We start from the raw sequence: 26,541 nt of genomic DNA, 5'->3' as shown, positions 1-26,541 counted from the left end.
CTTACGGCTTGTCCTTGACGTCCTTGACCTGACCGATGGCGGTCAGGCTGGCGTCAAGCGTGGGCAGTTCGATGGTGCGGGCACCCGAGTCGACCTGATCGAGCAACGTTTTGACCGCACCGATGCGGCGCGACTTGCCGTCGAAATACTTGTCGAGCGCCGCTTGCGCCACCTGCACGTCGGTATGCACCGCCGCCGCGTTGCGCGCGAGCAGTGCCAAACGGGCGTTGAGCAGGCGTAGCTTCAGATTGGCTCGCAGGAACGCACCCTGTTCTGGCGCGACGAGCATCACGTCCGGGTCGTCCAGACGGCGCACCTGCACCAGTTGCTTCAGACTGCCGAGCATCTCGCCCGACAAGCGGTGCAGCGTCGCTTGCCAACCGGTATCGCCCGCACCGCTCGCGCCTGCGGCATCCGTCTTCGGCGCAGCGCGCTGCTCTTCGGCTTGCAGCGGCAGGGTGTCGATCATGGCGATCGCTTGATCGAGCTTGCCGGTGAGTTGCGGCAAGTCGGCGGCAGGCACCGCCTTCAGACGGTCGATGTCTTTCTTGAGCGCATCGCGCACGCCAGCCAGTTGCGGCGCGCCGGTGCGGGCGAGGCGGGCATCAGCCCCTTCGAGCGCGATCAGTGCCCCACGGACGTTGCCGGTGAGCTGCAACTGTTGGTTGGCACTCGTGACGATCTGCTCGGTCTCGGCCAGCACCCATTCGTCGCGGTTATGCGCGAGTTCCTGATAAAGCTGTTCGAGCGCGGCCTGCTGGCTGCGCGAGTCGGACACACGGCCTTCGAGCGCCGTGAGGCGATTCTGCAAATCGCGCTGGTTGTCGAGCGCCTGCGCGGTGCGCACCTGCGCTTGCATGACCTGCGCGTCGCCAGCCTGCGCACGGCGGGCCATCTCTTGCTGTACGCGGTCGAGCTTCTGGTTGAGTGACCAGCCGCCGATGCCGGCACCTGCCGACACCAGCACAAAGAGCAGCCACGGCAGTGCAGCCCCACCGCCCCGGCGCTTTTGCGGCGGCTCGGGTGGCGTCCACGCGGGCGGAACGCCCGGTGAGCCATAGGGCGCAGTCGAAGGGTTCGACGCTGCCGGGCCGGTCGAAGCCGGCGTGTTTTGGGAAGACTCAGGAACGCGATTATCTGTCGTCATGCTTGACTTGAATGGGATCCGCCCATGTTTTGAGTGCCGCCAGCAAGTTCTCGTCACCGGCCGCGCACTGCGTAATCCTATCAAACCCCGCAGCCCGCGCGGCATCCGCGATGCGCGCATGCGACGTAAAGCACGGCGCAGCAAGGATTTGCGCCAGGATATGCGGGGTGCCGGGCGTGTGGATGCCCTCTTGTGTGCCGTATCGGGCGGCCAATAGCGTCGCCAGATGTCGCACGGCTTCGGAACTGGTCAGTAACCACGCGCAAGGCGCGTTGGAGGCCAATCGTGCCTCGAGTGCCGCCCAAGCGGCGGCGTCCGGTGCGGGTGCCCGCCGAGTGTACGCGCTCACGATGTCGACCTGTGCACCGGCAGCACGCAATGTATCGGCGAGCAATTCGCGCCCGCCGTCGCCGCGCACGAGCAGAACGCGTTTTCCGGCCAGCGCCGGGACGTCGAGTTGTTCGAGCAGGGCTTCAGAGTCGAAACGCGCGTCCGGGCCGCCCGGTGGCACGATCACACGATGCGGCGGCGGCGCGATGCCAGCTTCAGCCAGCGCTTGTGCACTGCCGGGGCCGACCACCGCCACCGGCAGCGACGCTGGCCAATAGGCGCTTGCATCGGGCGATGCAACGCCACTCCCCGATGCGCTCCGACCAGCGGCCGACACACCATTGGTATCGGCAGAATCAGGCGATTGCGCGCCCGCCCCCGACTTCAGCGACACCAGCCTCGCCAACGCATGCGTCACGGCATTTGGCGAGACAAACACGGCCAGCGCGTAGACCGAGAGATCCGCCAGTGCAGCATCAAGCGCCGCCAAGGCGTCAGCGTCGGCTTGCGCGGCAATATGCAGCAACGGGAAGGCAAGCGAATCGATACCCGCGGTTTGCAGCGCGGCGGCGAGTGCCCCGCTCTGCCCGTCGGGACGCGTCAGGATGACACAGGGCGAGGAGGAGACCGGCGCGCGCGGGCCCAAACCCATCAATCCTTAGGCTCGGACGGCGGCACCAAGGCCAACCCGCCCGCGTCGATGAGCTCCTGCGCCACGCGCTGTCCAAGCGCCTCGGCACCGGCCACGTCACCGTTCGCCACGGTTGCGACACCGTCAGCGCGCAGCACCGTCGCACCGTCCGTCGAGGCGATGAATGCCCGTAGCGAGAGCGCGCCCTGCGCATCGAATTCGGCAAACGCGCCAAGCGGCACTTGGCACGAGCCGCCCAACGCGCGCGAGACGGCACGCTCGGCGCTGACCGCCAGCGTGGTGCGGGCGTCGTGTAGCGGGGAGAGCCATTGCAAGATTTCGGGACGTCCAGCGCGCACTTCGATGCCCAAAGCGCCCTGACCGGCCGCCGGCAGGCTCGCTTCAGGTGGCAAAATGGCACGAATGCGCCCGCCCATGCCCAGCCGTTTCAAACCGGCAGCGGCGAGGATGATCGCGGAGAAGTCACCCCGGTCGAGCTTGCCCAGACGGGTATCGAGATTGCCACGCAACGGCGCGACTTTCAGATGCGGATATTTCGTGCGAAGGCTTACCTCGCGACGCAGGCTCGACGTGCCAACAACCGCGCCCGCAGGCAACGCGTCGAGACTGTCGTAATCGTTGCTCACGAACGCATCGCACGGGTCTTCGCGCTCGAGCACGGCGGCCAGTGTGAAGCCCTCGGGCAGTTGCATCGGCACATCTTTGAGCGAGTGCACGGCCAGATCGGCGCGGCCGTCGGCAAGCGCGAGTTCGAGCTCTTTGACGAACAAGCCCTTACCGCCGACCTTGGCAAGCGAGCGATCGAGGATCTGGTCACCGCGAGTGGTCATGCCGAGGATACTCACGTGGCACTGCGGATATAATTTGTGCAGCGCGTCACGCACGTGTTCGGCTTGCCACATGGCGAGCCGGCTCTCGCGTGAAGCGATCACCAGGGTTTCAGGAGCAGCGAAGTTCATTCAGCAACCGCGTGAAGACCAAAAGAAAAAATGGTATCACGCTTGGCCGGCGGCTCTGACTGCCGGCTTCGAGAGGAGCGACATGAAGAGCAGCGCAACGGCAGACGCCCCGCAAGAGGGCCTCGCCTCGTCGGTCAGTAACACCTCACCCGCGCAAGCAGCAACCGCGGCCGCATCCACTACCGGTGAGGCCGCGAGCGGTGCGCCCCCGGGCAAGGACAAAGCCCGCCGCTCCCGCGAGGACAAAGACGCCCCGCTGCGCGAGGACATCCGCTTCCTCGGCCGCCTGCTGGGCGACGTGCTGCGCGAACAGCAAGGCAGCGCCGCCTTCGATCTGGTCGAAACCATTCGCCAGAATGCCGTGCGCTTTCACCGTGAAGACGACCGCAGCGCCGCCCAGGCGCTCGACACGCTGCTCAATGGCCTGTCGAACGAGCAGGCGATTCAGGTGGTACGCGCGTTCAGTTACTTCTCCCATCTCGCGAACATTGCCGAAGACCGGCACCACAACCGCCGCCGCCGCGTGCACGCGCTGGCCGGCAGCAACGCGCAGCCGGGCAGTCTGGCCGCCGCACTGCAAAGCCTGAAAGACGCCGGTCTGGCCGATCCCGCCACGCTGCAAGCGTTCTTCGCCAGTGCGTTGATCGTGCCGGTGCTCACCGCGCACCCAACCGAAGTGCAGCGCAAGAGCATTCTGGACGCCGAGCGCGAAATCGCCCGCTTGCTCGCGCATCGCGACGACGCCCTCACCGAGCGCGAATCGGCACGCAACACGGAAGCGATGCGCGCTTACGTGACGACGCTCTGGCAGACACGCATGCTGCGTAGTTCACGCCTGACGGTGGCCGATGAAATCGACAACGCGCTGTCGTATTACCGCAGCACTTTCCTGACCGAAATTCCCGGGCTGTACGCCGACGTGAGCGCCGAGCTTAGCGAAGCGGCGCCCGACGTGCGTCCGCAGGCGCTGGGCCGCTTCCTGCAAATGGGGAGCTGGATCGGCGGCGACCGCGACGGCAATCCGAATGTGACCGCGCAGACGCTGCAACTGGCGATCACGCGTCAGGCGACGGAAATCTTTGCGCACTATCTCGAACAGGTGCACTTGCTCGGCGCGGAGTTGTCGGTCTCGCAACTGCTGGCCGGGGCGAGCGATGCGCTGCTCACGCTGGCCCGCCGCTCGCCCGACGATTCCCCGCACCGGACCGACGAGCCGTATCGGCGCGCGCTGATCGGCGTGTATGCACGTCTGGCGGCGACGGCCCATGAGTGGGTCGGTCACGTGCCGCATCGCGGCGCGGTGGGCGAAGCCAGCCCGTATCTCGACGCGGCGGAGTTCGTCTCCGATCTGAATACCGTTGTCGCCTCGCTGATGACGCATCACGGCAGTGCGCTGATTTCGCAGCGCCTCGGGCCGCTGGTGCGTGCCGCAGAAGTGTTCGGCTTCCATCTGGCCAGCATCGACTTGCGCCAGAGCTCAGACATTCACGAAGCCGTGATTGCCGAATTGTTCGCCAAGGCGGGTGTCGAGCCGAACTACGCGCAATTGTCCGAGGACGACAAGCTGGCGCTGCTGTTGCGGGAGCTGCGTGAGCCGCGTCCGCTCTTCTCGCCGTATCTCGACTATTCGCAGCGCACGCGCGACGAACTCGCGGTGTTTGAAGCCGCACGCGATATCCGGGCGCGCTTCGGCGCGCGGGCGGTGCGCAACTACATCATTTCGCACACGGAGACGGTGAGCGATCTGGTCGAAGTCATGCTGCTGCAAAAGGAAACGGGCCTGTTCCAGGGCGCGCTCGGCGGCACCGGTGCGACCGATGTCATCGGCGAAGATGGCGAACCCGCGCCCGCGATCAAGGTCGGCGCCATGGTCATTCCGCTGTTCGAGACCATCGCCGACTTGCGCAACGCGCCAGTCATCATGCGTGCGCTGTTCGACATCCCCGGCATGACCGATGTGGTGACGCAGCAAGGCGGCGAGCAGGAAGTGATGCTCGGCTACTCGGACAGCAACAAGGACGGCGGTTTCCTCACCTCGAACTGGGAGCTTTACAAGGCCGAACTGGCATTGGTGCATCTGTTCGAGGAGAAAGGTATCCGTTTGCGGCTCTTCCACGGCCGTGGCGGCACCGTCGGACGTGGCGGCGGCCCGACCTATCAGGCCATCCTGTCGCAGCCGCCGGGCACGGTGAAGGGGCAGATTCGCCTCACCGAGCAGGGCGAAATCATCGCGAGCAAGTTCGCCAACCCCGAGATCGGGCGACGCAACCTCGAAACGATTGTCGCCGCCACGCTCGAAGCCACGCTGCTGCCCAGCCGCAACCAGCCGCCGCGTTTGGCCGAGTACGAAGCCGTCATGCAGGCGCTCTCGGATACGGCATTCGCCGCGTATCGCGATTTGGTCTACGATACGCCGGGCTTCACCGATTATTTCTTCTCGGCTACGCCCATTGCGGAAATTGCCGAGCTCAATATCGGCTCGCGCCCGGCATCGCGCAAATTCTCCGATCCGAAGCAACGTCGCATCGAAGACCTGCGCGCGATTCCCTGGGGCTTCTCGTGGGGCCAGTGCCGCCTGCTGATCACCGGCTGGTATGGCTTCGGCAGCGCCGTAGCGGCGTATCTCGACGCGGCGCAAGACGATACGGCTCGCGACGAACGCCTCGATACGCTGCGCCAGATGGTCAAGCGCTGGCCGTTCTTCGCGAACCTGCTCTCGAACATGGACATGGTGCTCGCCAAGACCGATCTCGGCGTCGCATCGCGCTACGCCGAACTGGTGCCTGACGTGGGTCTGCGTACGCGCGTGTTCGATCGCATCAAGGCGGAATGGGAGGGCACGTCGCGGGCGCTGGCGCTGATCACCGGCCACGAAGAGCGATTGGCCGACAACCCGATGCTCGCCCGTTCGATCAAGAACCGCTTCCCGTACCTCGATCCGCTGAATCACTTGCAGGTCGAACTGCTACGCAGACACCGTGCGGGGGAATCGGACGAGCGTGCGCGTCGCGGCATTCATCTCTCCATCAACGGCATTGCTGCCGGTCTGCGCAATACGGGCTGATGACGGGCTGATGGCGGGTTGATTCGGGCGTCAAAGGCCTGCCGGACATGGCGTCGATGCGGCTTGCATAGCGTCGACGCCACCCGGACCCTTGGGATTCTCCCCAACGACAAGCGGGTCGATAGAGCGGTATATTGCGACGCATTCGATTCGATTGTTGCCGGGGGGCCAATCCATCATGCATGCCAATCTGTTTTTGCGATGCGCGCGACCTATTGCGGCCGGTCTGGCGTCGCTCTGCGTTCTGAACGTTCCTGCCCATGCCGGGGCGTCGCCCGAGAGCGACGCCACCGCCACCTCGGCAACGCCTGCCGTCGCTTCCGCTTCCGTCTCCATCACTCGCCCTGAGCAAGACGCCGGTGTCTTCACCGCGGCACCGCACGGTCTGCGTGGGTTCGCGGCGCGGCTGGTGTCTCAAACGCTCGCTGGCTCGCCTACCCAGGCAAAGCAGCCGCCCCCAGTACTCGACCCCGTGCTCGACCCGCTCATGCGCGGCATTCTGGAGCGCCTCGCGATTAGCGAAGCCGTCGCCCGCACCAAATTCGCCTCCGGCAAACCGGTACAAGACACCCCACGCGAGCAAGCGCTGCTCGACAGCGTGGGCGAGCGGGCAAGCCAATACGGCCTGACGCCAGCCCAAGCGCGCACGTTCTTCCGCCTGCAAATCGACGCGGGCAAGCTGGTGCAGACCGCCCTGCTCGCCCGCTGGGCGCGTGAAGGGCGGGCCCCGGGGCAACCCGTCGATCTGGCGACGCGCCTGCGCCCGGCACTCGACCGGCTGGGCGGCTCGTTAATGCACGACCTCGGCCGACTGTGCGCGCTGCCCGATGACCCGACGCGGCTGGCCCGCATTCACCAGGCGCGCGAGCGCATCGCCAAGGCGGCCAAACTCGAGGCGCTGCAACGCGCGGCGTTCGACGAGGCGACTTCCGGCCTGTGCTTGTCAGCCCCGCCGCGCATCTGGACGCTGTCGATGTCGCAGTGACCACCCCCGCCTGGCGCCGAGCGCGAAAATCCCCCGGATTGCACGGCCAACCTGAGCGGGCGCGGGCGTTGGTATAATCGCGGTTTGCTGTGTTTTCATCACGGTCCGCTTCAATCTGCCTCGATTGGCCTCGATTAGCCACGCTACGACAATGACCTCCCAACTCCACAAGAAGGGCGAAGCCTGGTCGGCTCGCTTTTCCGAACCCGTTTCCGAACTCGTCAAGCGCTATACCGCGTCGGTGTTCTTCGACAAGCGTATGGCCCTGTTCGATATCGAAGGGTCGCTCGCCCACGCCGACATGCTGGCCGCACAGGGCATCATCAGCGCCCAAGATCTGGCCGATATTCAGCGCGGCATGACGCAAATTCGCGGCGAGATCGAGCGTGGCGAGTTCGAATGGCAACTGGACCTCGAAGACGTTCACCTGAATATCGAAGCCCGCCTGACCGCGCTGATCGGCGACGCCGGTAAGCGCCTGCACACGGGCCGCTCGCGTAACGATCAGGTCGCCACCGACATCCGCCTCTGGCTGCGCAGCGAAATCGACCGCATCGGCACGCACCTCGGCGATCTGCGCAGCGCCCTGCTCGATCTGGCCGAACAGCACAGCGCCACGATTCTCCCGGGCTTCACCCACCTGCAAGTCGCACAGCCGGTGACCTTCGGTCATCACCTGATGGCGTATTTCGAGATGTTCAGCCGTGACGCCGAGCGCATGCTCGACGTGCGCCGCCGCGTGAACCGTCTGCCGCTGGGCGCTGCCGCACTGGCTGGCACGAGCTACCCGATCGACCGCGAACGCGTTGCTGCCACGCTGGGCTTCGAAGAAGTCTGCGCGAACTCGCTCGACGCCGTGTCCGATCGTGACTTCGCCATCGAATTCACCGCCGCCGCCGCGCTCGTGATGACGCACGTCTCGCGTTTCTCTGAAGAACTGGTGTTGTGGATGAGCCCGCGCGTGGGCTTCATCGATCTGGCCGACCGTTTCTGCACGGGCAGCTCGATCATGCCGCAGAAGAAGAACCCCGACGTGCCGGAACTGGCGCGCGGCAAGACCGGCCGTGTGAACGGCCACCTGATCGCGTTGCTCACGCTGATGAAGGGCCAGCCCCTCGCGTACAACAAAGACAATCAGGAAGACAAAGAGCCGCTGTTCGACACCGTCGATACCGTGATCGACACGCTGCGCATCTTTGCCGACATGGTGCCGGGCATCAAGGTGCGCGAAGCCAACATGCGCAATGCCGCGCTGCAAGGCTTCTCGACCGCGACCGATCTGGCCGACTACCTCGTGAAGAAGGGTCTGCCGTTCCGCGATGCGCATGAGATCGTCGCGCATGCCGTGAAGATCTGCTCGGATCGCGACATCGATCTGGCCGACCTGACGCTGGCCGAACTTCAGAAGTTCTCGCCGCTCGTCGGCGAAGACGTCTTCGGCTATCTGACGCTCGAAGGCTCGGTCGCCAGCCGTAACCACATCGGCGGCACCGCACCGGAGCAAGTGAAGCGCGCTATCGCGGCCGCTCGCGCGAAGTTGGCGAAGTAAATTCGCTCGCAGCGCTCTGCTGCCGATTGCCGATGTATGTGAAAAAGCCACTCATTCGAGTGGCTTTTTCTTTGGCACCTAGGCTTTTGAACGCGCGCTTGGGGCGCACGCCCAGCCAGATTCAGAAGATCGGCAACGACAGGAAGCCCTTGATGATGATGGCGTTCACGATATCGATAAAGAACGCCCCCACCATCGGCACGATCAAGAACGCGATGTGCGACGGCCCAAAGCGCTCGGTCACTGCCTGCATGTTCGCGATGGCCGTCGGCGTGGCGCCCAGCCCGAAGCCGCAGTGGCCCGCAGCGAGGACAGCGGCGTCGTAGTTGCGGCCCATCACGCGGAAGGTCACGAAGATGGCGTAGGCGGCCATCGCCACCACTTGCACGGTGAGAATCACGACCATGGGCACGGCCAGCGTCGACAGATCCCACAGCCGCAGCGCCATCAATGCCATTGCCAGGAACAGCGACAGGCTCACGTTCCCCAGCACCGACAACGACCGGTCGAACACCTCGTAGCCGACCAGCGACAGCGCATTGCGCACGATCACGCCGGTGAACAACACGCAGACGAACGTCGGCAACTCGAAGGCGGTGCCCGACAGCCACGACGCGAAGATTTCGCCGCCCAGCAAACAGATGGCGATCATCGCCACCGTCTCGATCAAGGCTTGTGCCGTGATCAGACGTACCGTGTGCGGCTGCTCGAAACCCTCCGGTGCCGGGGCGCTCGCCGACGTATCGGCGCCGGGCACCTTACCGCCCAGACGCCCCACGAGATACCGCGCGACCGGCCCACCGAGCAGACCGCCGAGTACCAGCCCGAACGTGGCGCAAGCCATCGCGATCTCGGCCGCCGACTGCACGCCGTACCGATCCGCCATCACGTGCCCCCAAGCGGCCCCCGTGCCGTGCCCGCCTGCCAGCGTGATCGACCCGCCAAGCAGCCCCACACCGGGCGGCAGGCCAAGCAGCATCGCCAGCCCGACGCCGATCGTGTTCTGCATGATCAACATGCCGACGACCACGGCGAGGAACAGCGCGAGCGTACGTCCGCCGGCGCGCAAGCTCGCCAGATTGGCCGAGAGCCCGATGGTCGCGAAGAACGCCAGCATGAGGGGTGTTTGCAGCGAGGTGTCGAACTTCAATTCGAAGTGACCGAACTGACGCAGCGCCAGCGTGGCGAACGCGACCAGAAGCCCCGCCGCGACCGGCTCGGGAATGCTGTAGGTGCGCAGCGGCGCAATCCATTCGACCAGCTTGCGGCCGAGCAGCAAGACCAGCGAGGCGCAAACCAATGTCCCGTAATTGCTGAAGACCAGTTGTCCCGTGACGCCCATGATCCGCCCCTCCCGCAGTCGAAAAGCGACGAGTGTAACAATCGGATTCGCCCTAAATCTTGGGTAATTTCCCAAAAGTCGGACACCCAAGCATAACTTCAAATCGGGTGGCTTACCTCGGGATCGAAGCGTTTGCCACCGTGTTCGCGACGTCTCACCGGGTATTCAACGCATTTGGGAACATCCGGCGTGTAGCCGACAAGGTCGTTTGGGCTATTTCCGCAAGTTGTCACGCAAGAAATGAGCGTATAGGGCGTGACGATTCGCAGCACCGTAAACGACAACACCCTGCGAAGCGCGAGGCTCGCAGGGTGTTGTCGGATCGTACGGCGGACTCGTTAGCGATTACCGAGTCCTTGCCTACGCATTACTGGCGCACGCAGTCCACGAAGTATTCCGGACGGCCATCGACTTCCTCGACCACGAGACCGTGAACATCGGTGTGGAAGCCCGGGAATCGCTCGTTGAAGTCGCGAGCAAAGCGCAGATACTCGATGATCGCGGCGTTGAAGCGTTCCCCCGGAATCAGCAGCGGAATGCCCGGCGGGTACGGCGTGAGCAACACGCTCGTCACGCGCCCTTCCAGTTCGTCGATAGGCACGCGGTCGATCTGGCGGTGCGCCAGCTTCGAGAACGCGTCGGTCGGCTTCATCGCCGGCTGCATGTCCGAGAGGTACATCTCGGTGGTCACGCGCGCCACGTCGTTGGCCTTGTACACGCTGTGAATCTGATCGCACAGATCGCGCAGACCGATGCGCTCGTAACGCGGGAACTGCGCCACGAACTCAGGCAGCACGCGCCACAGCGGACGGTTGTGGTCGTAATCGTCCTTGAACTGTTGCAACTCGGTCACCATCGAGTTCCAACGGCCCTTGGTGATACCGATCGTGAACATGATGAAGAACGAGTACAGGCCGGTCTTCTCGACAATAATGCCGTGCTCGGCCAGATACTTCGTGACGATCGCCGCCGGAATGCCCGACTCGCCGAATTCGCCGTCCACGTCCAGCCCCGGCGTGATGATCGTCGCCTTGATCGGATCGAGCATGTTGAAGCCGTCGGCCACATTACCGAAGCCGTGCCAGCGGTCGTTGGCGCGCAGCACCCAGTCGTCGCGCTGAATCGTGCCTTCGTCGCCCAGATTGTCCGGGCCCCACACCGAGAACCACCACGAATCGCCGTACTCGTTCGCCACCTTGCGCATCGCGCGGCGGAAGTCGAGCGCTTCCATGATCGACTCTTCGACCAAGGCCGTGCCGCCCGGCGGTTCCATCATGGCTGCCGCCACGTCGCACGAGGCGATGATGGCGTACTGCGGCGAGGTCGACGTGTGCATCAGATACGCTTCGTTGAAGCGGTACGTATCGAAGTTACGGGTCTCCGAATCCTGCACCACGATCTGCGAGGCCTGCGAGATACCCGCCAGCAGCTTGTGCGTGGAGTGCGTCGCGTAAATGGTCGCTTCCGACGAGCGCGGACGGCCTTCGCCAATCGCGTGCATGTCGCGGTAGAACTCGTGGAACGTGGCGTGCGGCAGCCACGCTTCGTCGAAGTGCAGCGTATCGATCGTGTTGCCCAGCACTTCCTTGATCATCTCGACGTTGTAGATCACGCCGTCGTAGGTGCTTTGCGTGATCGTCAGGATGCGCGGCTTGGCGTCCGGGTTCTTTTCGAGCACTTCGCGAGCGAACGGGTTTGCTTCGATCTTCGCGCGAATGACTTCGGGCTCGAACTCCGACTTCGGAATCGGGCCGATGATGCCGAGGTGGTTGCGCGTGGGCGTCAGAAACACCGGCACGGCGCCCGTCATCGTGATCGCGTGCAGGATCGACTTGTGGCAGTTGCGGTCGACGACCACGATGTCGCCCGGCGCCACGGTGGCGTGCCAGACGATCTTGTTCGAGGTCGACGTGCCGTTAGTCACGAAGAACAGGTGATCGGCGCTGAAAATACGCGCGGCATTGCGCTCCGACGCGCCCACCGGGCCGTTGTGATCGAGCAGCTGGCCGAGTTCTTCCACGGCGTTGCAAACGTCCGCGCGCAGCATGTTCTCGCCGAAGAACTGGTGGAACATCTGTCCGACCGGGCTCTTCAGGAACGCCACGCCGCCCGAGTGACCGGGGCAGTGCCACGAGTACGAACCGTCGGCCGCGTAGTGCGTGAGCGAGCGGAAGAACGGCGGCGGCAGCGAGTCGAGGTACGACTTGGCTTCACGGATGATGTGACGCGCCACGAACTCGGGCGTGTCTTCGAACATGTGAATGAAGCCGTGCAGCTCGCGCAGGATGTCGTTCGGAATGTGACGCGAGGTACGCGTCTCGCCGTACAGGAAAATCGGAATATCCGGATTGCGGCGGCGCACTTCTTGCACGAACGCGCGCAGGTTGATGATGGCCAGCGCCAGCTCGCCCTCGCCTTCACCGCCCGCTTCGCTCGAGAAGGTGCCGAATTCGTCGTCGTCGATCGAGAGGATGAAGCTCGACGCGCGGCTCGCCTGTTGTGCGAACGAGGTCAGGTCGCCATAGCTCGTCAGGCCGTTGACCTCCATGCCCTCGGCTTCGATGGCCTCCGCCAAAGAGCGAATCCCGGATCCGGAGATATTTTCGGAGCGGAAGTCCTCGTCGATGATGACGATCGGAAAACGGAATTTCATTGGCGTTCCTTCGACAAAAGAACGAGCCACGGTCCGACATGGCCGTGGCTCTTGGGCAGTGCAATAGAGAGGGTGCTCACCGGCGGCGAGTGTCTAGCGTAGCGGGCTAGGTTTTCGGCAGCGTGACACCACGCTGTCCCTGGTACTTCCCGCCGCGGTCCTTGTACGAGGTCTCGCAGACTTCGTCGGACTCGAAGAACAGCACCTGAGCCACGCCCTCATTGGCGTAGATCTTGGCCGGCAACGGCGTCGTGTTCGAGAATTCCAGGGTCACGTAGCCCTCCCATTCGGGTTCGAACGGCGTCACGTTCACGATGATGCCGCAGCGGGCATACGTCGATTTGCCCAGACACACGGTGAGCACACTGCGCGGAATGCGGAAGTACTCGACGGTGCGGGCCAGCGCGAACGAGTTCGGCGGAATAATGCAGACATCGCTCTCGACGTCGACAAAGGACTTCTCGTCGAAGTTCTTCGGATCGACGATCGTTGAATTGATGTTCGTGAAGACCTTGAATTCAGGCGCACAGCGAATGTCGTAGCCGTAGCTCGACGTGCCGTAGCTGACGATCTTCTGCCCGTCCTGGGAATATCGGATCTGCGACGGCTCGAAGGGCTCGATCATGCCGTGCTCTTCGGCCATACGCCGGATCCATTTATCGGACTTGATGCTCATGTGTGGGCCTGAACTGGGTAGTACGTAAAAAGTGGGCGTATTTTACGCGATTGTTGCGGTGCGGTGATTTTTTCACACGCACCGCTTCCAACGCCCGCTTCCCTTGTCCCGCTGCTTCCGTCCCGCTTAGGTGTTCTGCACCACGATCGACGGGAACTTGCTGGTCATGTCCTTCTGCTTGGACGCGATCTTCACCGCGACCTTGCGGGCGATGGCCTTGTACAGCTCGGCGACACGGCCGTCCGGGTCACCCACCACGCTCGGCATGCCGGCGTCGGCATGGACGCGAATGCTCATCTCCAGCGGCAGCTTGCCCAGCAGATCGACGTCGAAGTCGTGGCTCATGCGCTCGCCGCCGCCCACGCCGAAGATCGGCTCTTCGTGACCGCAGTTCGAGCAGATATGCAGGCTCATGTTCTCAATTAAGCCCAAAATCGGGACGCCAACTTTCTCGAACATCTTAAGACCCTTGCGCGCATCGAGCAGCGCAAGGTCTTGCGGGGTGGTCACGATGACCGCGCCGGTCACCGGCACCTTCTGCGCGAGCGTGAGCTGGATGTCGCCCGTGCCCGGCGGCATGTCGACGATCAGATAATCGAGATCCTTCCAATTGGTCTGGTTGAGCAGTTGTTCGAGCGCCTGCGTGACCATCGGGCCGCGCCACACCATGGGGTTGTCCGGCTCGATCAGGAAGCCGATCGAGCTGGCCTGCAAGCCGTGACCGACCATCGGTTCGAGCGTCTTGCCGTCTTTCGACTCGGGCTTGCCGTGAATGCCCAGCAGCGTGGGCAGCGACGGGCCGTAGATGTCTGCATCGAGAATCCCGACATTGGCGCCTTCAGCGGCCAGCGCGAGCGCCAGATTGACGGCCGTGGTGCTCTTGCCCACGCCGCCCTTGCCCGAAGCCACCGCCACAATGTTCTTCACGTTCGGAAGCAGCTTAACGCCACGTTGCACGGCGTGCGCCACGATCTTCTGGCCGATTTCGACAGCCACTCGCTCGACCCCGGGCAGCTTGCCGACGGCGTCGCTGATGCGTGCGCGCATGGCTTCGAACTGACTCTTGGCCGGATAGCCGAACTCGATTTCGATGCCGACATGGCCGTGTTCGGCGTCGACTCGTTTCACGTACTTGCCAGCGATCAGATCCAGCCCCGTGTCGGGGTCGACGATGCCTCGCAGAACGTCGTTGATTTGCGCTACTTCCATGTCGGTCTCTCGCTCTGTAGCGGCACGCCGGACGGGGCCTGCGCGTCGCTAACAACTTGTAACATCCGTGGCGCGCGCTCTCGATTAGCATGCGAGGCGCACGTGTTTTGGGGAACCAGTCACCGCGGCAATCTGTCCTTGCCTGCGGTTGACACTCGGCACTATTGTAAAAGACGTCGCGCCGGCAGCGTCAAAACCCATGCCAGGCGCGCGTGCTTCCGCGAAGTGCTCACGCGTGTCTCATCACAGCAAGCTAATCGAGAAGGAGCCTTATATGAATAAGAACACTCTGCGCGCTTCGGCGCTCGTCCTGGTCACTGCCGCCCTCTTGGCCGGTTGCCAGACGCCGCAGGGCACCAACACGGCAGTCGGCACCGGTGTCGGCGCGGCAGTCGGGGCGGGTTTGGGTAACCTCATCGGTGGCAATACCACGGGTACGTTGATCGGCGCTGCGGTTGGTGCCGCCGCCGGTGGTGCAGCCGGGTACAACTGGCAGTCCATTAAGAACACGCTGGGCGGCCACACCGCTGGCACCGGCACGCAAATTACCGAACGTCCGGACGGACAACTTCAGGTCAACGTGCCGAGCGACGTGACGTTCGATACCAATCAGTACGCGATCAAGCCGAACTTCGCTGCCGTGCTGACCGACCTGGCCAATTCGCTCAATCAAAACCCGGGCATCACGGCACGCGTGATCGGGCACACCGACAGCACCGGTGGCGACCGCATCAACATTCCGCTCTCGCAGAACCGTGCGAACGCCGTCATCCAGTTCCTGACGAGCCGCGGTGTCGCCGCGAACCGCTTGCAGGGCGTGGGCGTGGCATCGAGCCAGCCGGTCGCGTCGGATGCCACGGCAGAAGGCCGCGCGCAGAACCGCCGAGTGGAGATTCTCTTGCAGGCCCCGCAACAGCAAGCCCCGCGCGGGTGATGCTTTGAACGTACGTTGAATGCGCCTTGAATGGTGCGCCGCAGCATCGAAAGTCGGTGCTGCGGTTGAACTAAAGCGGAGATGCGTCGCTCTGACCCTTCGGAAGTGCCTACCGTGGGCGCTTCCATCTCCTCTTTGTTATTGACGTTACGTGTGCCTAGTTATGCCGGAACCTGGTTCCGGCTTTTTTTTGGCCGAACACTTTTGATGTGGCGCGTGATGTCGACGGCCAAATCGCCTGGTATCCCCCTCATTTGTCCCCGCGTTGCCCCCGCATTTGTCCCCTTTAGGGCGGCAAAGCCCCGCGCCTGCTAGAATCGTCCTTTCCTCCCACCCCACAACCCACAGTCAAACTCCATGTCCCGCCGCATTCTTGTCACCTCCGCCCTGCCGTACGCCAATGGCCAGATTCACATCGGTCACTTGGTCGAATATATCCAGACCGATATCTGGGTGCGGTTCATGCGGATGCAGGGCCATGAGGTGTACTACGTGGGCGCGGACGACACGCACGGCACGCCGATCATGCTGCGCGCCGAAAAGGAAGGCCTCACGCCTAAGCAGCTGATCGAGCGCGTGTGGAAAGAACACAAGCGCGACTTCGACAGCTTCGGCATCTCGTTCGATAACTACTATTCGACGGATTCCGAAGAAAACCGTGAATTGTCCGAAAACGTCTATCTGGCGCTCAAGGAACAAGGGCTGATCGAAGCACGCGATATCGAACAGGCGTATGACCCGGTCAAGGAAATGTTCCTGCCGGACCGCTTCATCAAGGGCGAGTGCCCGAAGTGCGGCGCAAAGGACCAGTACGGCGACTCCTGCGAAGTTTGCGGCTCGACCTACTCGCCCACCGACCTGCTCAACCCGTATTCCGTCGTTTCGGGCGCGACGCCCGTGCGCAAGACCTCGACGCACTATTTCTTCAAGCTCTCGGACCCGCGTTGCGAGCAGTTCCTGCGCAAATGGGTGGCGGGCCTTGCCCAGCCCGAAGCGGCCAACAAGATGAAGGAATGGCTGGGCGAAGACGGCGAGTCGACGCTGGCCGACTGGGATATTTCGCGCGACGCGCCGTATTTCGGTTTCGAAATTCCGGGCGCACCGGGCAAGTACTTCTATGTCTGGCTCGACGCGCCGGTGGGCTACTACGCGAGCTTCAAGAACCTGTGCGCGAAGCGCGGTCTGAACTTCGACGAATGGGTCAAACCGGGCTCGAAGACCGAGCAGTATCACTTCATCGGCAAGGACATCCTGTACTTCCACACGTTGTTCTGGCCGGCCATGCTCGAGTTTTCGGGCCATCGCACGCCGACCAATGTGTTTGCACACGGCTTCCTGACCGTCGACGGCCAGAAAATGTCGAAGTCGCGCGGCACCTTCATCACCGCCCAGAGCTTCATCGATACGGGCCTGAACCCGGAATGGCTGCGCTATTACATCGGCGCGAAGCTGAGCAACACGATGGAAGACATCGACTTGAACCTCGATGACTTCATCGCCCGCGTGAACAGCGATCTGGTCGGCAAGTACGTGAACATCGCCAGCCGCGCCGCAGGCTTCCTGATCAAGCGCTTCGAGGGCCGTGTGTCGGCCGACGCCATGCAAGCGCCGTTGCTCGTGCAATTGCGCGCCGTGGCGCCGCAGATCGCCGCGCACTACGAGGCGCGTGAGTTCGGCAAAGCACTGCGTCTGGTGATGGAACAGGCCGACGCCGTGAACGGCTATGTCGACACGGTCAAGCCGTGGGATTTGGCGAAAGACCCGGCACAAGGCGCCGCCCTCCACGAGGCGTGCTCGGTGTGTCTGGAAGCGTTCCGTCTGCTCACGCTGTACCTCAAGCCGGTGTTGCCGACGACGGCCGAAGCGGTCGAGCGATTCCTGAGCATTGCGCCGCAAACGTGGCAAGACGTCGCCACGCCGCTCACGTCGGCCAGCGCCATCACGGCCTACAAGCACCTGATGACGCGCGTTGAAGGCAAGCAGGTCGAAGCCCTCGTCGCCGCCAACCGCGACTCGCTGCAAGCCACGGCCGCACCGGCGACCGAAGCCAATGCGAAGGCGAAAGGTAAGGACAAGGCAGCCGCGGCAGCAACTGCACCGGCAGCCGCGGACGACGGTTTCATCACCATCGACGACTTCGCCAAGATCGATTTGCGCATCGCGCGCATCGTCGCGTGTCAGGCCGTCGAAGGCTCGGACAAGCTGCTGCAACTCACGCTCGATGTGGGTGAAGCGCAAACGCGTAACGTCTTCTCGGGCATCAAGTCGGCGTACCCGCAGCCCGAAGCGTTGGTCGGCAAACTCACGGTGATGGTGGCCAACCTGGCACCGCGCAAGATGAAGTTCGGTCTGTCCGAAGGGATGGTGCTCGCAGCTTCGGCGGCCAATGAGAAGGCTGAACCGGGTATTTACATCCTCGAGCCGCACGACGGCGCGAAGCCGGGCATGCGCGTGAAGTAAGCGCGTCTGGCGGGAGGACGCTACGCCTGCGCTGAGACCATCAGCATCATCGGGCGCTCGCGTTCTTCCGCCAACGCCGGCATCTGCCGGATCTGTTCCGGCGTCGGCGCAAATTCCTCAACACGTTGCAGCCGGAAACCCGCGCCAATCAACGCGTTCAGCGTCGTTGCCAGCGTGCGGTGATACTTCAGCACGCCTTTGGCAAACCAGTCGGTGCGCCGCTCCCCTTCATCGCTATAACCATTCACGGGCCAGGTCTGGCGTCCGTCCTCGTCGACTATCCAATGCGGATGCGCGGCGGCCATGAAAATCGGATGTTCGATGGTGAACACGAAGTGGCCACCGGGCGCGAGCGACTGGTAGATACGCTGCACCAGTCGGTCGAAATCGCGCACGTAGTGGAACGTCAACGCGCTGTAGGCGAGGTCGAACGCCGAGTCGGGCAGATCGAGCGTGTCGAGGTCGGCAATCCGGTATTGAATCGCTGAATCCGGCGTGTCTGCCGTCGCCCGCGCGATCATGTTTTGCGACAGATCGAGCCCGAGCACCGACACCGCACCTTGTGCACGCATCCAGCGCGACGCCCAGCCAAATCCACAGCCAAGATCGACCACACGCTTGCCCTGCAAGTCCGGCAGCAGGGCTCGGATGGCGGGCCATTCAGGAGCACCGTCCAGCCCGAGCACTTGCCGGGGAAGCTGGCTGTAGCCCGCGAAGAAGTCGGGGTTGTCGTAGATGTTCTGCGCCATATCGGAGGGTCCCTGAGCGTCCCTTAGCTTCGTTGAGGCGGCCAGCGCCGCGTTAGCGCAGGTGATCCACGGGCAATGCCGTGGTGAATTTCACCGTCTCCATCGAGAAGCTGGCGCTGATGTCTTGCAGATCGGCCACGCGAATCAGCTTTTTGTAGAAGCGGTCGTAGGCGGCGATGTCAGGCAGATAGACCTTGAGCAGATAGTCGATATCGCCAGCCATGCGGTGAATTTCGACAATTTCCGGCAATTCGCGCGCCCCGGAGACGAAACGCACCATCCACTCTTCGCTGTGCGTGGCGGCCTTGATAAAGACAAAGGCGGTCACGCGTAAATCGAGTTGCTGCGGATCGCACAGCGTGACCTGTCCGGTGATCACCCCGTTCTCGCGCAGGCGCTGCACCCGCCGCCAGCAAGGTGTGGGCGACAGGTGCACGGCTTCGGCCAACTCGCCCAGCGAACGTGAGGCATCCGCTTGCAGGTTTTCGAGAATCGCTAGATCAGTTTTATCCATGATCGCCACGTAAAGGGAAAAATTTTCTCAATCGTACTCGATTTGAGCCAAACTTTGAAAGCCTTTACCTGTGGCCGCCCGGTAGACTGGCCAAACATTTCAAGAACGGGTGCTGCCATGAACCTCTTTACCGAACATCCCGCTTCCGTCGGCGAAAACTACACCCAGCATATGGGTTCGGCGTTCTCGTTCGCGTTGCCGCTGCTGGGCGCTGCGCTGGCGTGCTTCGTACACGGCCTGCTGCCGTTCGCCTTCAAGAAGACCGGCAGCAACGTCATCGTGCGCCTGCACGAGCGCATGGTGACGCACCGTCACCGCGACCCGGCGCACCACGCGTCGGATCGCACGGCTTAACACTGAACGTCGCGCTGAACATCACGCCGGACATCAGAAACTCAGCAACCCAGAACGGCCCTGCCCTCAAGGCCGCTCTGAGGCCGGGTCCGGCGAGCGCGAAGTCACGGTCACGCGTCCGTCGGGGCCGAAGTGGGCGTTGAACATGCCCGCCGTATTCACCCCGTCTTCCAGCCAGCGCCAGCTCCACACCACTTCCTTCTTCAGCCGGTACTCAGCCACCGTCGTCGGCTTGCCCAGCAGGCGACGCACGTCGTCTTGCGTCATGCCCGGCTGCACTTGCTCGAAGTTCTCCGCCGTAAGGGCCTGCGTCACCGCGCGCAGCTTGCCGTCCGGCGCGATATCCACCATGTACGTGCGCAGCCCGCCCGGTGCCCGCGGATATTCCAGTCGACGCGAACCGTCGTTGTTCTCCCAGACGATTTCGGGCTTGCCCATCTGCTCGCGCACCTGCGCTTCGGTGGTCACACCGGGCTTGAGATCGCGTAGCAGCATGTCGTCGGGTTTGACGGCGTTGAACGTATCGCGCGCCTTCTCGCGCACCTTGTCGATTTGCTGCTGATCGCAGCCGAACAGCCCCAGCAGACTCGCAAACAATCCCATGGCGACTCCCCAACGAACGCTGCGGCGCAAGCCCTGCGCCGGGTGAAGTGAACTATGCGACGTCATCATCGATGGCACCTCCCTTTTCTATCCAAACGGTCATCAACTGTCCCAATGCCCTGACACTTGAGCGGACATCAATCGAAACGACGGTTAAACAACACGTCGAAGCCCGACAGCGACCCCGTGCGAACCGCCAACTGCCAACGGCGCGACACCTGCCACGTGATCTTGACGATACTGGCCGAGCTCGTCAGCCCCTGCTCGAAGCCGAGCGCGAAGTTGTCCGAAATCGCCTTGCCGACCTTCACCACTTGCTCGTCGTCCGACAGCCCCGACTCGCTGGTGCCGATGCTGAATTCGTCGATGCCCAGATCCTTGATGATGCGCTTGCCGCCCGTGGCGCCCAGCAATGCCGTGGCGGCCCCTGCCATCGCCTGACGCTGGCCGAGACCCGCGCCGTCCGGACCATGGCCGAACATCAGCCACGAGAGCTTTTCTTCGTCCGACACATTCGGCTCAGACACCAGCGCCACGCGCGGCTGACGCACCGTGCCCGTCACCAGCACCCCGGCCGCCACTTCCTGATTGCGGCGCATGGCTTGAATGTAGAGGTCTGGGTTGTCGAGCGGGCCGACGAAGTTGATCTGGCCGCGCTCGATGGCGAGCTTTCGATCGAAAGCCTCGTAGGTCCCTTCGGCCACCGTAATCGTGCCGGTGGCACGCATCGGCGCGAGCGGCTCGCTCTGCACGTGCATGCTACCGCGCAGCAGCAGATCCGCCCCTGCGCCGACGAAGCGGAAGTCGCGGCCGAGATTGAGCTCGATATCGATACGCGGCGAGAACCGGCCTGCCGGTTTTGCGCTGATGCGCGCGGCTTCCTCCTTCGGGTCGAGCGGTTTGCTACGCGCTTGCGCGCCGCCGCGTACGACGAGCACATCGTCGCCGAGCTTCGGCGCGCTCGTCGGCGGCAGCGCGAAGCGGGCGCGGTCGACGGTGAACTTGCCCGTCACCGACATGGCATCGCCGCTGCCCATCGCCTTCGCGTCGCCGGAGAGCGAGAGCTGGCGATCGGGGGCGGCGAACAGTTGCAGCTTGTCGGCTGTGAGCGTGATGCCCAGCGTCGGCTCAGGGGTATCGATGCGAATGCCGCCCGTCGCGCGCGCCGTACCGCCGCCTCCGCCCGTGAAGACCACGTCGCGCAGTGCGATTTCCGTCGGCGTGAGGGCAATCCGCACGTGGCCGTCCTTCACGCTCACGCCCGTATCGAACATCTGCACCGACAGATCGTCGGCAGTGAGTTCGCCCGTGGGGCGCGGCTTTGCGACCGTGCCCGCGAGCGTCATGTTCAAGTTCGCGCGGCCCTTGAAGGCAAACTGCGCCCCCGCAAGATTCTCGAACTTCGAGAGATTGGGGATGACCATCGCCACGCGGCCAGTGAGCGGTGCGTCGTCGGGCAGACTCGGGATACCGTCGGCAACGCGCAGCCCCGTTTGCACATCGACGTCGAGCGTGCCGACCAGCGCCGAGGCGGCTTTCACCGTCGCGTGTGCCGACTGCCCCGACAGGTCGATACGTGTGCGCAGTTCCGAAATACCCAGCGGCACCCGTGCGCCCACCCCGCCCTTCTCGGCGGAAAGCCCGGGAATGCCCGTGACGGTCACTTTCACGTCGTCGTTCACGCCGCCGCGACGCAGCGTCACGTCACCGCTACGACGCACGATTTCAACGAACCCGTCGGCGCGCTGCGCCATGCTGATATTCCATTTGCCGTCGAGCACGAGATCGCTCGCCACCGCAGGCTGCTCACCGGTGAACGACGCGAGCACGCGCAACACCTGACCGACATCGAGCGTGTCGATGGTCCCGGCCGTCTTCATCTGGCCTGCGCCGTAGTCGAAGTTGGTGAGCGACAACGCGCCCACACCGGTCACCAGCTTCGCTGCGCCCAAATGGACACGCTCAGCGCTAGCCTCTACCTGCCAAGGGGCGGCGAGCGTCAGCTTCGGCATGCCGTGGTTTTCCAACGCCTGAATCGTGCCTCGCCAGCCCGGCTTGCCGCGCGTGTCGGTGATGGCGCCCGCGGCGTCCACGTTCAGATCGAGCGGTGCTTCGCGCAACTTGCCTGCGGCTTTCAGATGCAGCGTGTGCGCGCCGCGCGTGCCTGCCAACGCGACCGACAATCGGTCGAGGCGCGCGACATCGCTCGTAAAGCCATTGCCGTCGAGCGTCACGTTCAGCCGGTCGCTGGGCGCGCCCGGCAAGCCGCCGCTCACATCGACCTTGCCCGCCAGATGCTCCAGTTTTTGTGCGCCGAAAACGAGTTTGTCGGCCGCGAGCGTTGCCGCCACGGCGGGACGCTCGATCGTGCCCGAGACTTGTCCGTCGAGTTGCAAACGGCCCGCCAGCCCGAAGCCGAGCTTATCGAGCGAAGGCGCGTCGATGTTCACCGCCATCTTGTCGCCTGCGGCACCGAAGCTGCCGCGCAGCGCCACCTTGTTACCGGCGACGAGCAGGTTCGCGTCGCTCGGCAGCAAGCGCTTGCCCGCCACTTTCACCGTGCCCGCGCCGCTCATCGGCAAGTCGGCATAAACGCTGTCTTGCAGCGCGAATTTGAGCGTCACGCCCAATTCGGGACGCAGCGCGCCTTGTGCATCGAACTGGCCGGTGACGCTTGCCGCAGGCGGCTTCGCCGCGCCCTTCTTCGCGTGCGCCGCGTCGTAAAGGTCGTACCAAGCCGCCGGATCGAAGCGCGTGAGTTTGATTTGCGCCCGATACGCGCCTGTGTCGCCGTTCTCCAGCACGCCGGTCGCAGCGACCTTGCCTTGTCCGGCGTCGAGCGAGAGCGAGTGAATCGTCGTGCCCTTGGCGTCCAGACCGACATCGGCCAGCACGCGCCGTGCGGCATCGCGCCAGTCGAGAACGATGCGCTGCCCGGTAGCGTCGAGCTTGATGTCGAGCGGGCCGGAGAGCTTCGTCGCGGGCAACTTGCCGTAAAGCGCGTGCAGGTCGAGGTCGCGCATGGTGAGGGCGAAGCCACCGACCATGGCTTCGGCGGGCGCGTCGGCATTGGCGTCTGTGGCGACGGCCGAACTTGCCGTTGCGGATACCGGTGCCGTTGCTGATGCCGGTGCCGGTGCCGGTGCTGATGCTGATGCCGGTGCCGCTGAAGCTGCAGATGCGGATGCGGTTGCCGCCGATGCCGGTACCGGTGCCGCCGCGACAGCAATCTTCTCGCGACGGATATCGCCGCTGCCGGTCAGCAGCGCGCGTCCCGCCAGCTTCAGTTCAATCCCCGTGAGCGCCTGACGTGTCGCATCGAGCAGCACTTCGGCGCGCAGGCTTTCGACCGGCAGCAACTCCGCATCGATCGCGCCGGGTTTCGCGTTCGTCACCGACACGGGCCCCAGCACACGGAATTCCTTCGCCCCCGGTGCCGGTCGCAAGTCGGCCTGCACGGCAAGGTCGGCTTGCGGCGCACCCGCAGAAAAGTCGCGCGGGTTGAGGTGATCGAGGGCAATCTGCGCGCGTGAGAGCGGCACGGCCCCGAACGGGGCGGCTGCGATGTGCGCCGTGCCGTTGAGCTTCTCGCCGGTTGCCGTCAAATCGACCACCAGCGCGTCGAGCGAGCCGGATAGGTCGGCCTTCAACGCCACGGGAATATCGCCCGCCTTGGCTTGCAGGCCGACGTTGCCTTCCAGCGCAAACGGACGCTGCCCGTTCATTTTCAGATTCGCCTGCGCCTCGCCATAGGGCGTGCCGAGGTGTTCGAGTTGGATCGTGTGCTGTGTGCCGTCGCTGCGTGCTGCAACGCGAATATCCTCAAGCACCAGCGCCGGGGAATCGAGTGTGAGCTTCGCCACGCGCACATCGTTGAGCGTCAGGCCCAGCGGCAGACGCAAACTGGTCGGCATGACCGTCGGTTTGTTCGACGGCGGCGACGGCGCGAACGCCAGCGCCACGTCGCCCGCGTGCAGCTTATCGACCGTGAAATGGAGCGGTCGCAGCGACAACGCCCAGCGGCTCTCGAGACGGCTCACGGTAATGTGCGTCGCACCATCGATATAGCGCACGTCGTTCACGGTGAAGCCGTGGGCGAGACTGCCGCTACGCCAATCGCCCGCGAGCTTGCCGCCCAGCGTGGAGACGGCGGTCTGCCAGAGCCAGCGGCTGCCGCGTTCGGACGACATCGCCCACAGCAGCGCGCCGATGGCCAGCACGACGATCAATACCAGCGCGAGCAGCACGCCTGCGAGCCAACGGCCCCAACGTTTGCGGGGCGGTGGTGGCGGCGACTTCGCGGGCGGAGGCGATGCGCCGCCGCCATCGTTGCCCGACGATGCAGCGGGCGCGAGCGTCGGCTCGCGTGGGTCTTGCTGTTGTGTCGACAGCATCGGGTTGAGTGGCATCGCCGTCATCAGAACGCCACCCCCAGCGAGATCGACGGCCGGAACTGGCGGTCATGCACGCCATAGCCGAGGTCGACGTTGACGGGGCCAACGGGGCTGCGCCAGCGCACGCCCAGACCGACGCCGTGATAGAGCGGTGTCGGGTGTCGATAGTCGTCCGTGGCCGTGCCCACGTCCCAGAACGCCGCCGCCCCCCAGTCGCGCGTGAACCAACGCTGATATTCGAGGCTGCCGGTGCCGAGGTATTTGGTCGGGTACGTCGTGCCGTTCTGTTGACGCCCGATGCTTTGATACGTGTAGCCGCGAATCGACGACGTACCGCCCGCGAAGAACAACAACGACGACGGAATGCGGTTGCTGTTGCCGTTGGTGATGACCGCGCCGAGTTCCAGCCGCGCAATCACGATATCGCGATCGCCCACGGGGAAATACTGGCGAATGCGTCCGTAGACGCGGCCAAACGTCTGATCCGTGAGGACAGGTTTCGCGGCAAAGCCGATTTGCGTGTTGATGATGTTGCCGGTGCGCGGAAAGATCAGATCGTCCACGTCGCGCCGGGTCCAGGCGAAGGCGGGCACGAGGGCTTTGTTCACGAATCGCGTACCGCCGTCGGGGCGCTCGTCCGTGTGATAAAAGTCCAGCGAATAGGCCCAGTCGTAACGTTCGCGGGAGCGGGCGCGCTTGATGCCGACTTGCAGCGCGCGCTGATCCAGTCCGTTCAGGTCGGTGCGGTCGTACGACCCGCGCAGGCTATTCGTATACGCGCTGGTATCGGGTGGCATCGCCAGTTCCGCGTAACCGCCCTGCCGGAATTGTTCGAGACGGGCTTGCGTGTCGAACGTCCACGCGCTGCCGAACACGTTGTAGTACGAGTAGCGCCCGGTGACGCTGCCGCCGGTGTCCGTCGTATAACCCACGCCGCTTTGTACGCGCTGCGTCGGAAATTCATTCACCTTCACTTCCACCGGTGCGTTCTCGGCCTTCGTGGGGTCTTCCGTGACCGAGATGATCACGTTCGAGAAATAAGGCGTCGCCTGAATCTGGCGCTGCAATTCCTGAAGCCGCCCGGCGTCGAACGCCTCGCCCTCCGAGAGCGGGTTCACATTGCGGATGATCTGTTCCGGATAGCGGCGGGTGCCCGTGATGACCAGCGGGCCGAGCGTGAACGGCGGACCACTGTCGTAGGTCGCTGACAGCGACGCGGCGTCTTTATCGGCATCGACCACCGCGCGCGAGAACGTCATTTTCGCGGCGTGATAGCGCTTCTGTCCGAGATTGAAGAGCGTGTCACTCTTCGCCTTGTCCCAGTCGGCCTGCCGGAATGGCGCGTCGACGGGCAATTCCCAGCCGTTGCGCAGTTGTTCCGCGCGCTGCGGCTCCTGTTCGGCAATCGGCCCGGTGAACTTCAGGTCAACGTCTTTGATGTGGGTGCGCGGGCCCGAGTCGACGGTGACATGCACGTCGCGCTTGCCGTTGATCGTGGCGACGTCCACATGGGTGACGGGCGAAAAATAGCCCTCCGTCGACGTGAGTTCCTGAATCTGTTCGCCAACCGTGGCGATCAGGTGTTCGAACTGCGCTTCGCCAATATCGTCGCGATCGGCGTAGCGCACGAGGTCGAGATTGGCGTTGAGCAATTTGGCGAGGCCATTGGGGGCGTCTACGCGAACGCGATAGTCGGCCCGGGCCAGCGTGGGCAGTGCGAGAGCGCAAGCGAGCGCGACGAATACGGCGTAGCCGGGTTTGATCTGTGCGACGGTCAAAACCTTCCTTATTGTCATGGCATCCGACGCCGATGGGTCGGCGTGCGGCGTGTCGACCGATGCGGCCTGTTCGGATGATGCAGATGTTCAGCGTTTGTGAGGCGTATTTGACCATAACCCCGGTGTCACTTCACCCGGGAATCCCAAACCGGTCCGAAGCGACGCCTTGACACCGGTTTGCGGTAGAAT

General features: G+C 63.9%; 17 protein-coding genes and 1 pseudogene. 6 read left to right on the top strand and 12 right to left on the bottom strand.

Features of this window, described 5'->3' with window-relative positions; all coding sequences use genetic code 11:
* Position 1: 1 nt before the first annotated feature.
* Genes PPN31114_RS26680 through hemC form a run of 3 tightly spaced genes read right to left on the bottom strand, consistent with a single transcriptional unit; the run spans position 2 to position 3,088 of the window.
* A complete protein-coding gene (locus tag PPN31114_RS26680; protein ID WP_425325289.1) occupies positions 2 to 1,147 on the bottom strand; it encodes a uroporphyrinogen-III C-methyltransferase in 1,146 nt (381 codons plus the stop codon).
* Positions 1,134 to 2,129, bottom strand: coding sequence for a uroporphyrinogen-III synthase (locus tag PPN31114_RS26675; protein WP_425325288.1), 996 nt, complete (start codon positions 2,127 to 2,129; stop codon positions 1,134 to 1,136). The genes PPN31114_RS26680 and PPN31114_RS26675 overlap by 14 nt, the downstream gene beginning before the upstream one ends.
* Positions 2,129 to 3,088 carry a hydroxymethylbilane synthase gene (gene hemC, locus PPN31114_RS23865; protein WP_150682024.1) on the bottom strand — a complete coding sequence of 320 codons (960 nt, stop codon included), beginning with the start codon at positions 3,086 to 3,088 and terminating at the stop codon, positions 2,129 to 2,131. The genes PPN31114_RS26675 and hemC overlap by 1 nt, the downstream gene beginning before the upstream one ends.
* A gap of 82 nt (positions 3,089 to 3,170) precedes the next feature.
* Here hemC and ppc point away from each other — a divergent pair, with 82 nt between their 5' ends.
* The 3 genes from ppc (at position 3,171) to argH (ending at position 8,686) form a co-directional block, all read left to right on the top strand.
* Entirely contained in the window at positions 3,171 to 6,152 is a 2,982-nt protein-coding gene (ppc, locus tag PPN31114_RS23860) for a phosphoenolpyruvate carboxylase (RefSeq protein WP_150682023.1), read from the top strand.
* A 178-nt stretch (positions 6,153 to 6,330) separates the two neighbouring features.
* Positions 6,331 to 7,137, top strand: coding sequence for a gamma subclass chorismate mutase AroQ (aroQ, locus tag PPN31114_RS23855; protein WP_150682022.1), 807 nt, complete (start codon positions 6,331 to 6,333; stop codon positions 7,135 to 7,137).
* Between the two features lie 151 nt (positions 7,138 to 7,288).
* Entirely contained in the window at positions 7,289 to 8,686 is a 1,398-nt protein-coding gene (argH, locus tag PPN31114_RS23850; protein ID WP_150682021.1) for an argininosuccinate lyase, read from the top strand.
* A gap of 121 nt (positions 8,687 to 8,807) precedes the next feature.
* Here the strand turns inward: argH and gltS are convergent, their stop codons facing one another.
* From gltS to apbC, 4 genes and pseudogenes are all read right to left on the bottom strand, one after another.
* Positions 8,808 to 10,028, bottom strand: coding sequence for a sodium/glutamate symporter (gene gltS, locus PPN31114_RS23845; protein WP_150682020.1), 1,221 nt, complete (start codon positions 10,026 to 10,028; stop codon positions 8,808 to 8,810).
* 367 nt (positions 10,029 to 10,395) lie between these two features.
* On the bottom strand, positions 10,396 to 12,681 hold the full coding sequence (locus PPN31114_RS23840; RefSeq protein WP_150682019.1) for an arginine/lysine/ornithine decarboxylase: 2,286 nt from the start codon (positions 12,679 to 12,681) through the stop codon (positions 10,396 to 10,398).
* Positions 12,682 to 12,787: 106 nt separating this feature from the next.
* Complete coding sequence (gene dcd / locus PPN31114_RS23835) at positions 12,788 to 13,357, bottom strand: dCTP deaminase (protein WP_039373928.1); 570 nt, start codon at positions 13,355 to 13,357, stop codon at positions 12,788 to 12,790.
* 126 nt (positions 13,358 to 13,483) lie between these two features.
* Positions 13,484 to 14,581: pseudogene (gene apbC / locus PPN31114_RS23830) on the bottom strand (iron-sulfur cluster carrier protein ApbC); the annotation flags it as partial.
* Between the two features lie 259 nt (positions 14,582 to 14,840).
* Here apbC and PPN31114_RS23825 point away from each other — a divergent pair.
* Both PPN31114_RS23825 and metG read left to right on the top strand, forming a co-directional pair.
* Entirely contained in the window at positions 14,841 to 15,500 is a 660-nt protein-coding gene (locus PPN31114_RS23825) for a YiaD family glycine zipper/OmpA-like lipoprotein (RefSeq protein ID WP_150682017.1), read from the top strand.
* A 357-nt stretch (positions 15,501 to 15,857) separates the two neighbouring features.
* A complete protein-coding gene (metG, locus tag PPN31114_RS23820) occupies positions 15,858 to 17,960 on the top strand; it encodes a methionine--tRNA ligase (protein ID WP_150682016.1) in 2,103 nt (700 codons plus the stop codon).
* A gap of 20 nt (positions 17,961 to 17,980) precedes the next feature.
* Here the strand turns inward: metG and PPN31114_RS23815 are convergent, their stop codons facing one another.
* Together PPN31114_RS23815 and PPN31114_RS23810 are read right to left on the bottom strand one after the other, a co-directional pair.
* Positions 17,981 to 18,709 (bottom strand): class I SAM-dependent methyltransferase, encoded by a 729-nt coding sequence (locus tag PPN31114_RS23815; protein WP_150682015.1) that lies wholly within the window; start codon positions 18,707 to 18,709, stop codon positions 17,981 to 17,983.
* 52 nt (positions 18,710 to 18,761) lie between these two features.
* Complete coding sequence (locus tag PPN31114_RS23810; RefSeq protein WP_150682014.1) at positions 18,762 to 19,223, bottom strand: Lrp/AsnC family transcriptional regulator; 462 nt, start codon at positions 19,221 to 19,223, stop codon at positions 18,762 to 18,764.
* Positions 19,224 to 19,340: 117 nt separating this feature from the next.
* Here PPN31114_RS23810 and PPN31114_RS23805 point away from each other — a divergent pair, with 117 nt between their 5' ends.
* A complete protein-coding gene (locus PPN31114_RS23805) occupies positions 19,341 to 19,577 on the top strand; it encodes a DUF6356 family protein (protein WP_150682013.1) in 237 nt (78 codons plus the stop codon).
* A gap of 66 nt (positions 19,578 to 19,643) precedes the next feature.
* Here PPN31114_RS23805 and bamE read toward each other — a convergent pair whose 3' ends face one another.
* The 3 genes from bamE to PPN31114_RS23790 all read right to left on the bottom strand — a co-directional run bounded on the left by bamE (position 19,644) and on the right by PPN31114_RS23790 (position 26,370).
* Positions 19,644 to 20,180 carry an outer membrane protein assembly factor BamE domain-containing protein gene (bamE, locus tag PPN31114_RS23800; RefSeq protein ID WP_150682187.1) on the bottom strand — a complete coding sequence of 179 codons (537 nt, stop codon included), beginning with the start codon at positions 20,178 to 20,180 and terminating at the stop codon, positions 19,644 to 19,646.
* Positions 20,181 to 20,317: 137 nt separating this feature from the next.
* On the bottom strand, positions 20,318 to 24,598 hold the full coding sequence (locus PPN31114_RS23795) for a translocation/assembly module TamB domain-containing protein (protein WP_150682012.1): 4,281 nt from the start codon (positions 24,596 to 24,598) through the stop codon (positions 20,318 to 20,320).
* Complete coding sequence (locus PPN31114_RS23790; protein WP_150682011.1) at positions 24,598 to 26,370, bottom strand: autotransporter assembly complex protein TamA; 1,773 nt, start codon at positions 26,368 to 26,370, stop codon at positions 24,598 to 24,600. The genes PPN31114_RS23795 and PPN31114_RS23790 overlap by 1 nt, the downstream gene beginning before the upstream one ends.
* Positions 26,371 to 26,541 lie beyond the last annotated feature (171 nt).

This window comes from Pandoraea pneumonica (assembly GCF_902459645.1).
In the GTDB taxonomy this organism is placed as follows: Bacteria; Pseudomonadota; Gammaproteobacteria; order Burkholderiales; family Burkholderiaceae; genus Pandoraea; species Pandoraea pneumonica.
Note: the sequence above shows the minus strand (reverse complement) of the source record. Positions and strands in the feature narration are given on the sequence as shown.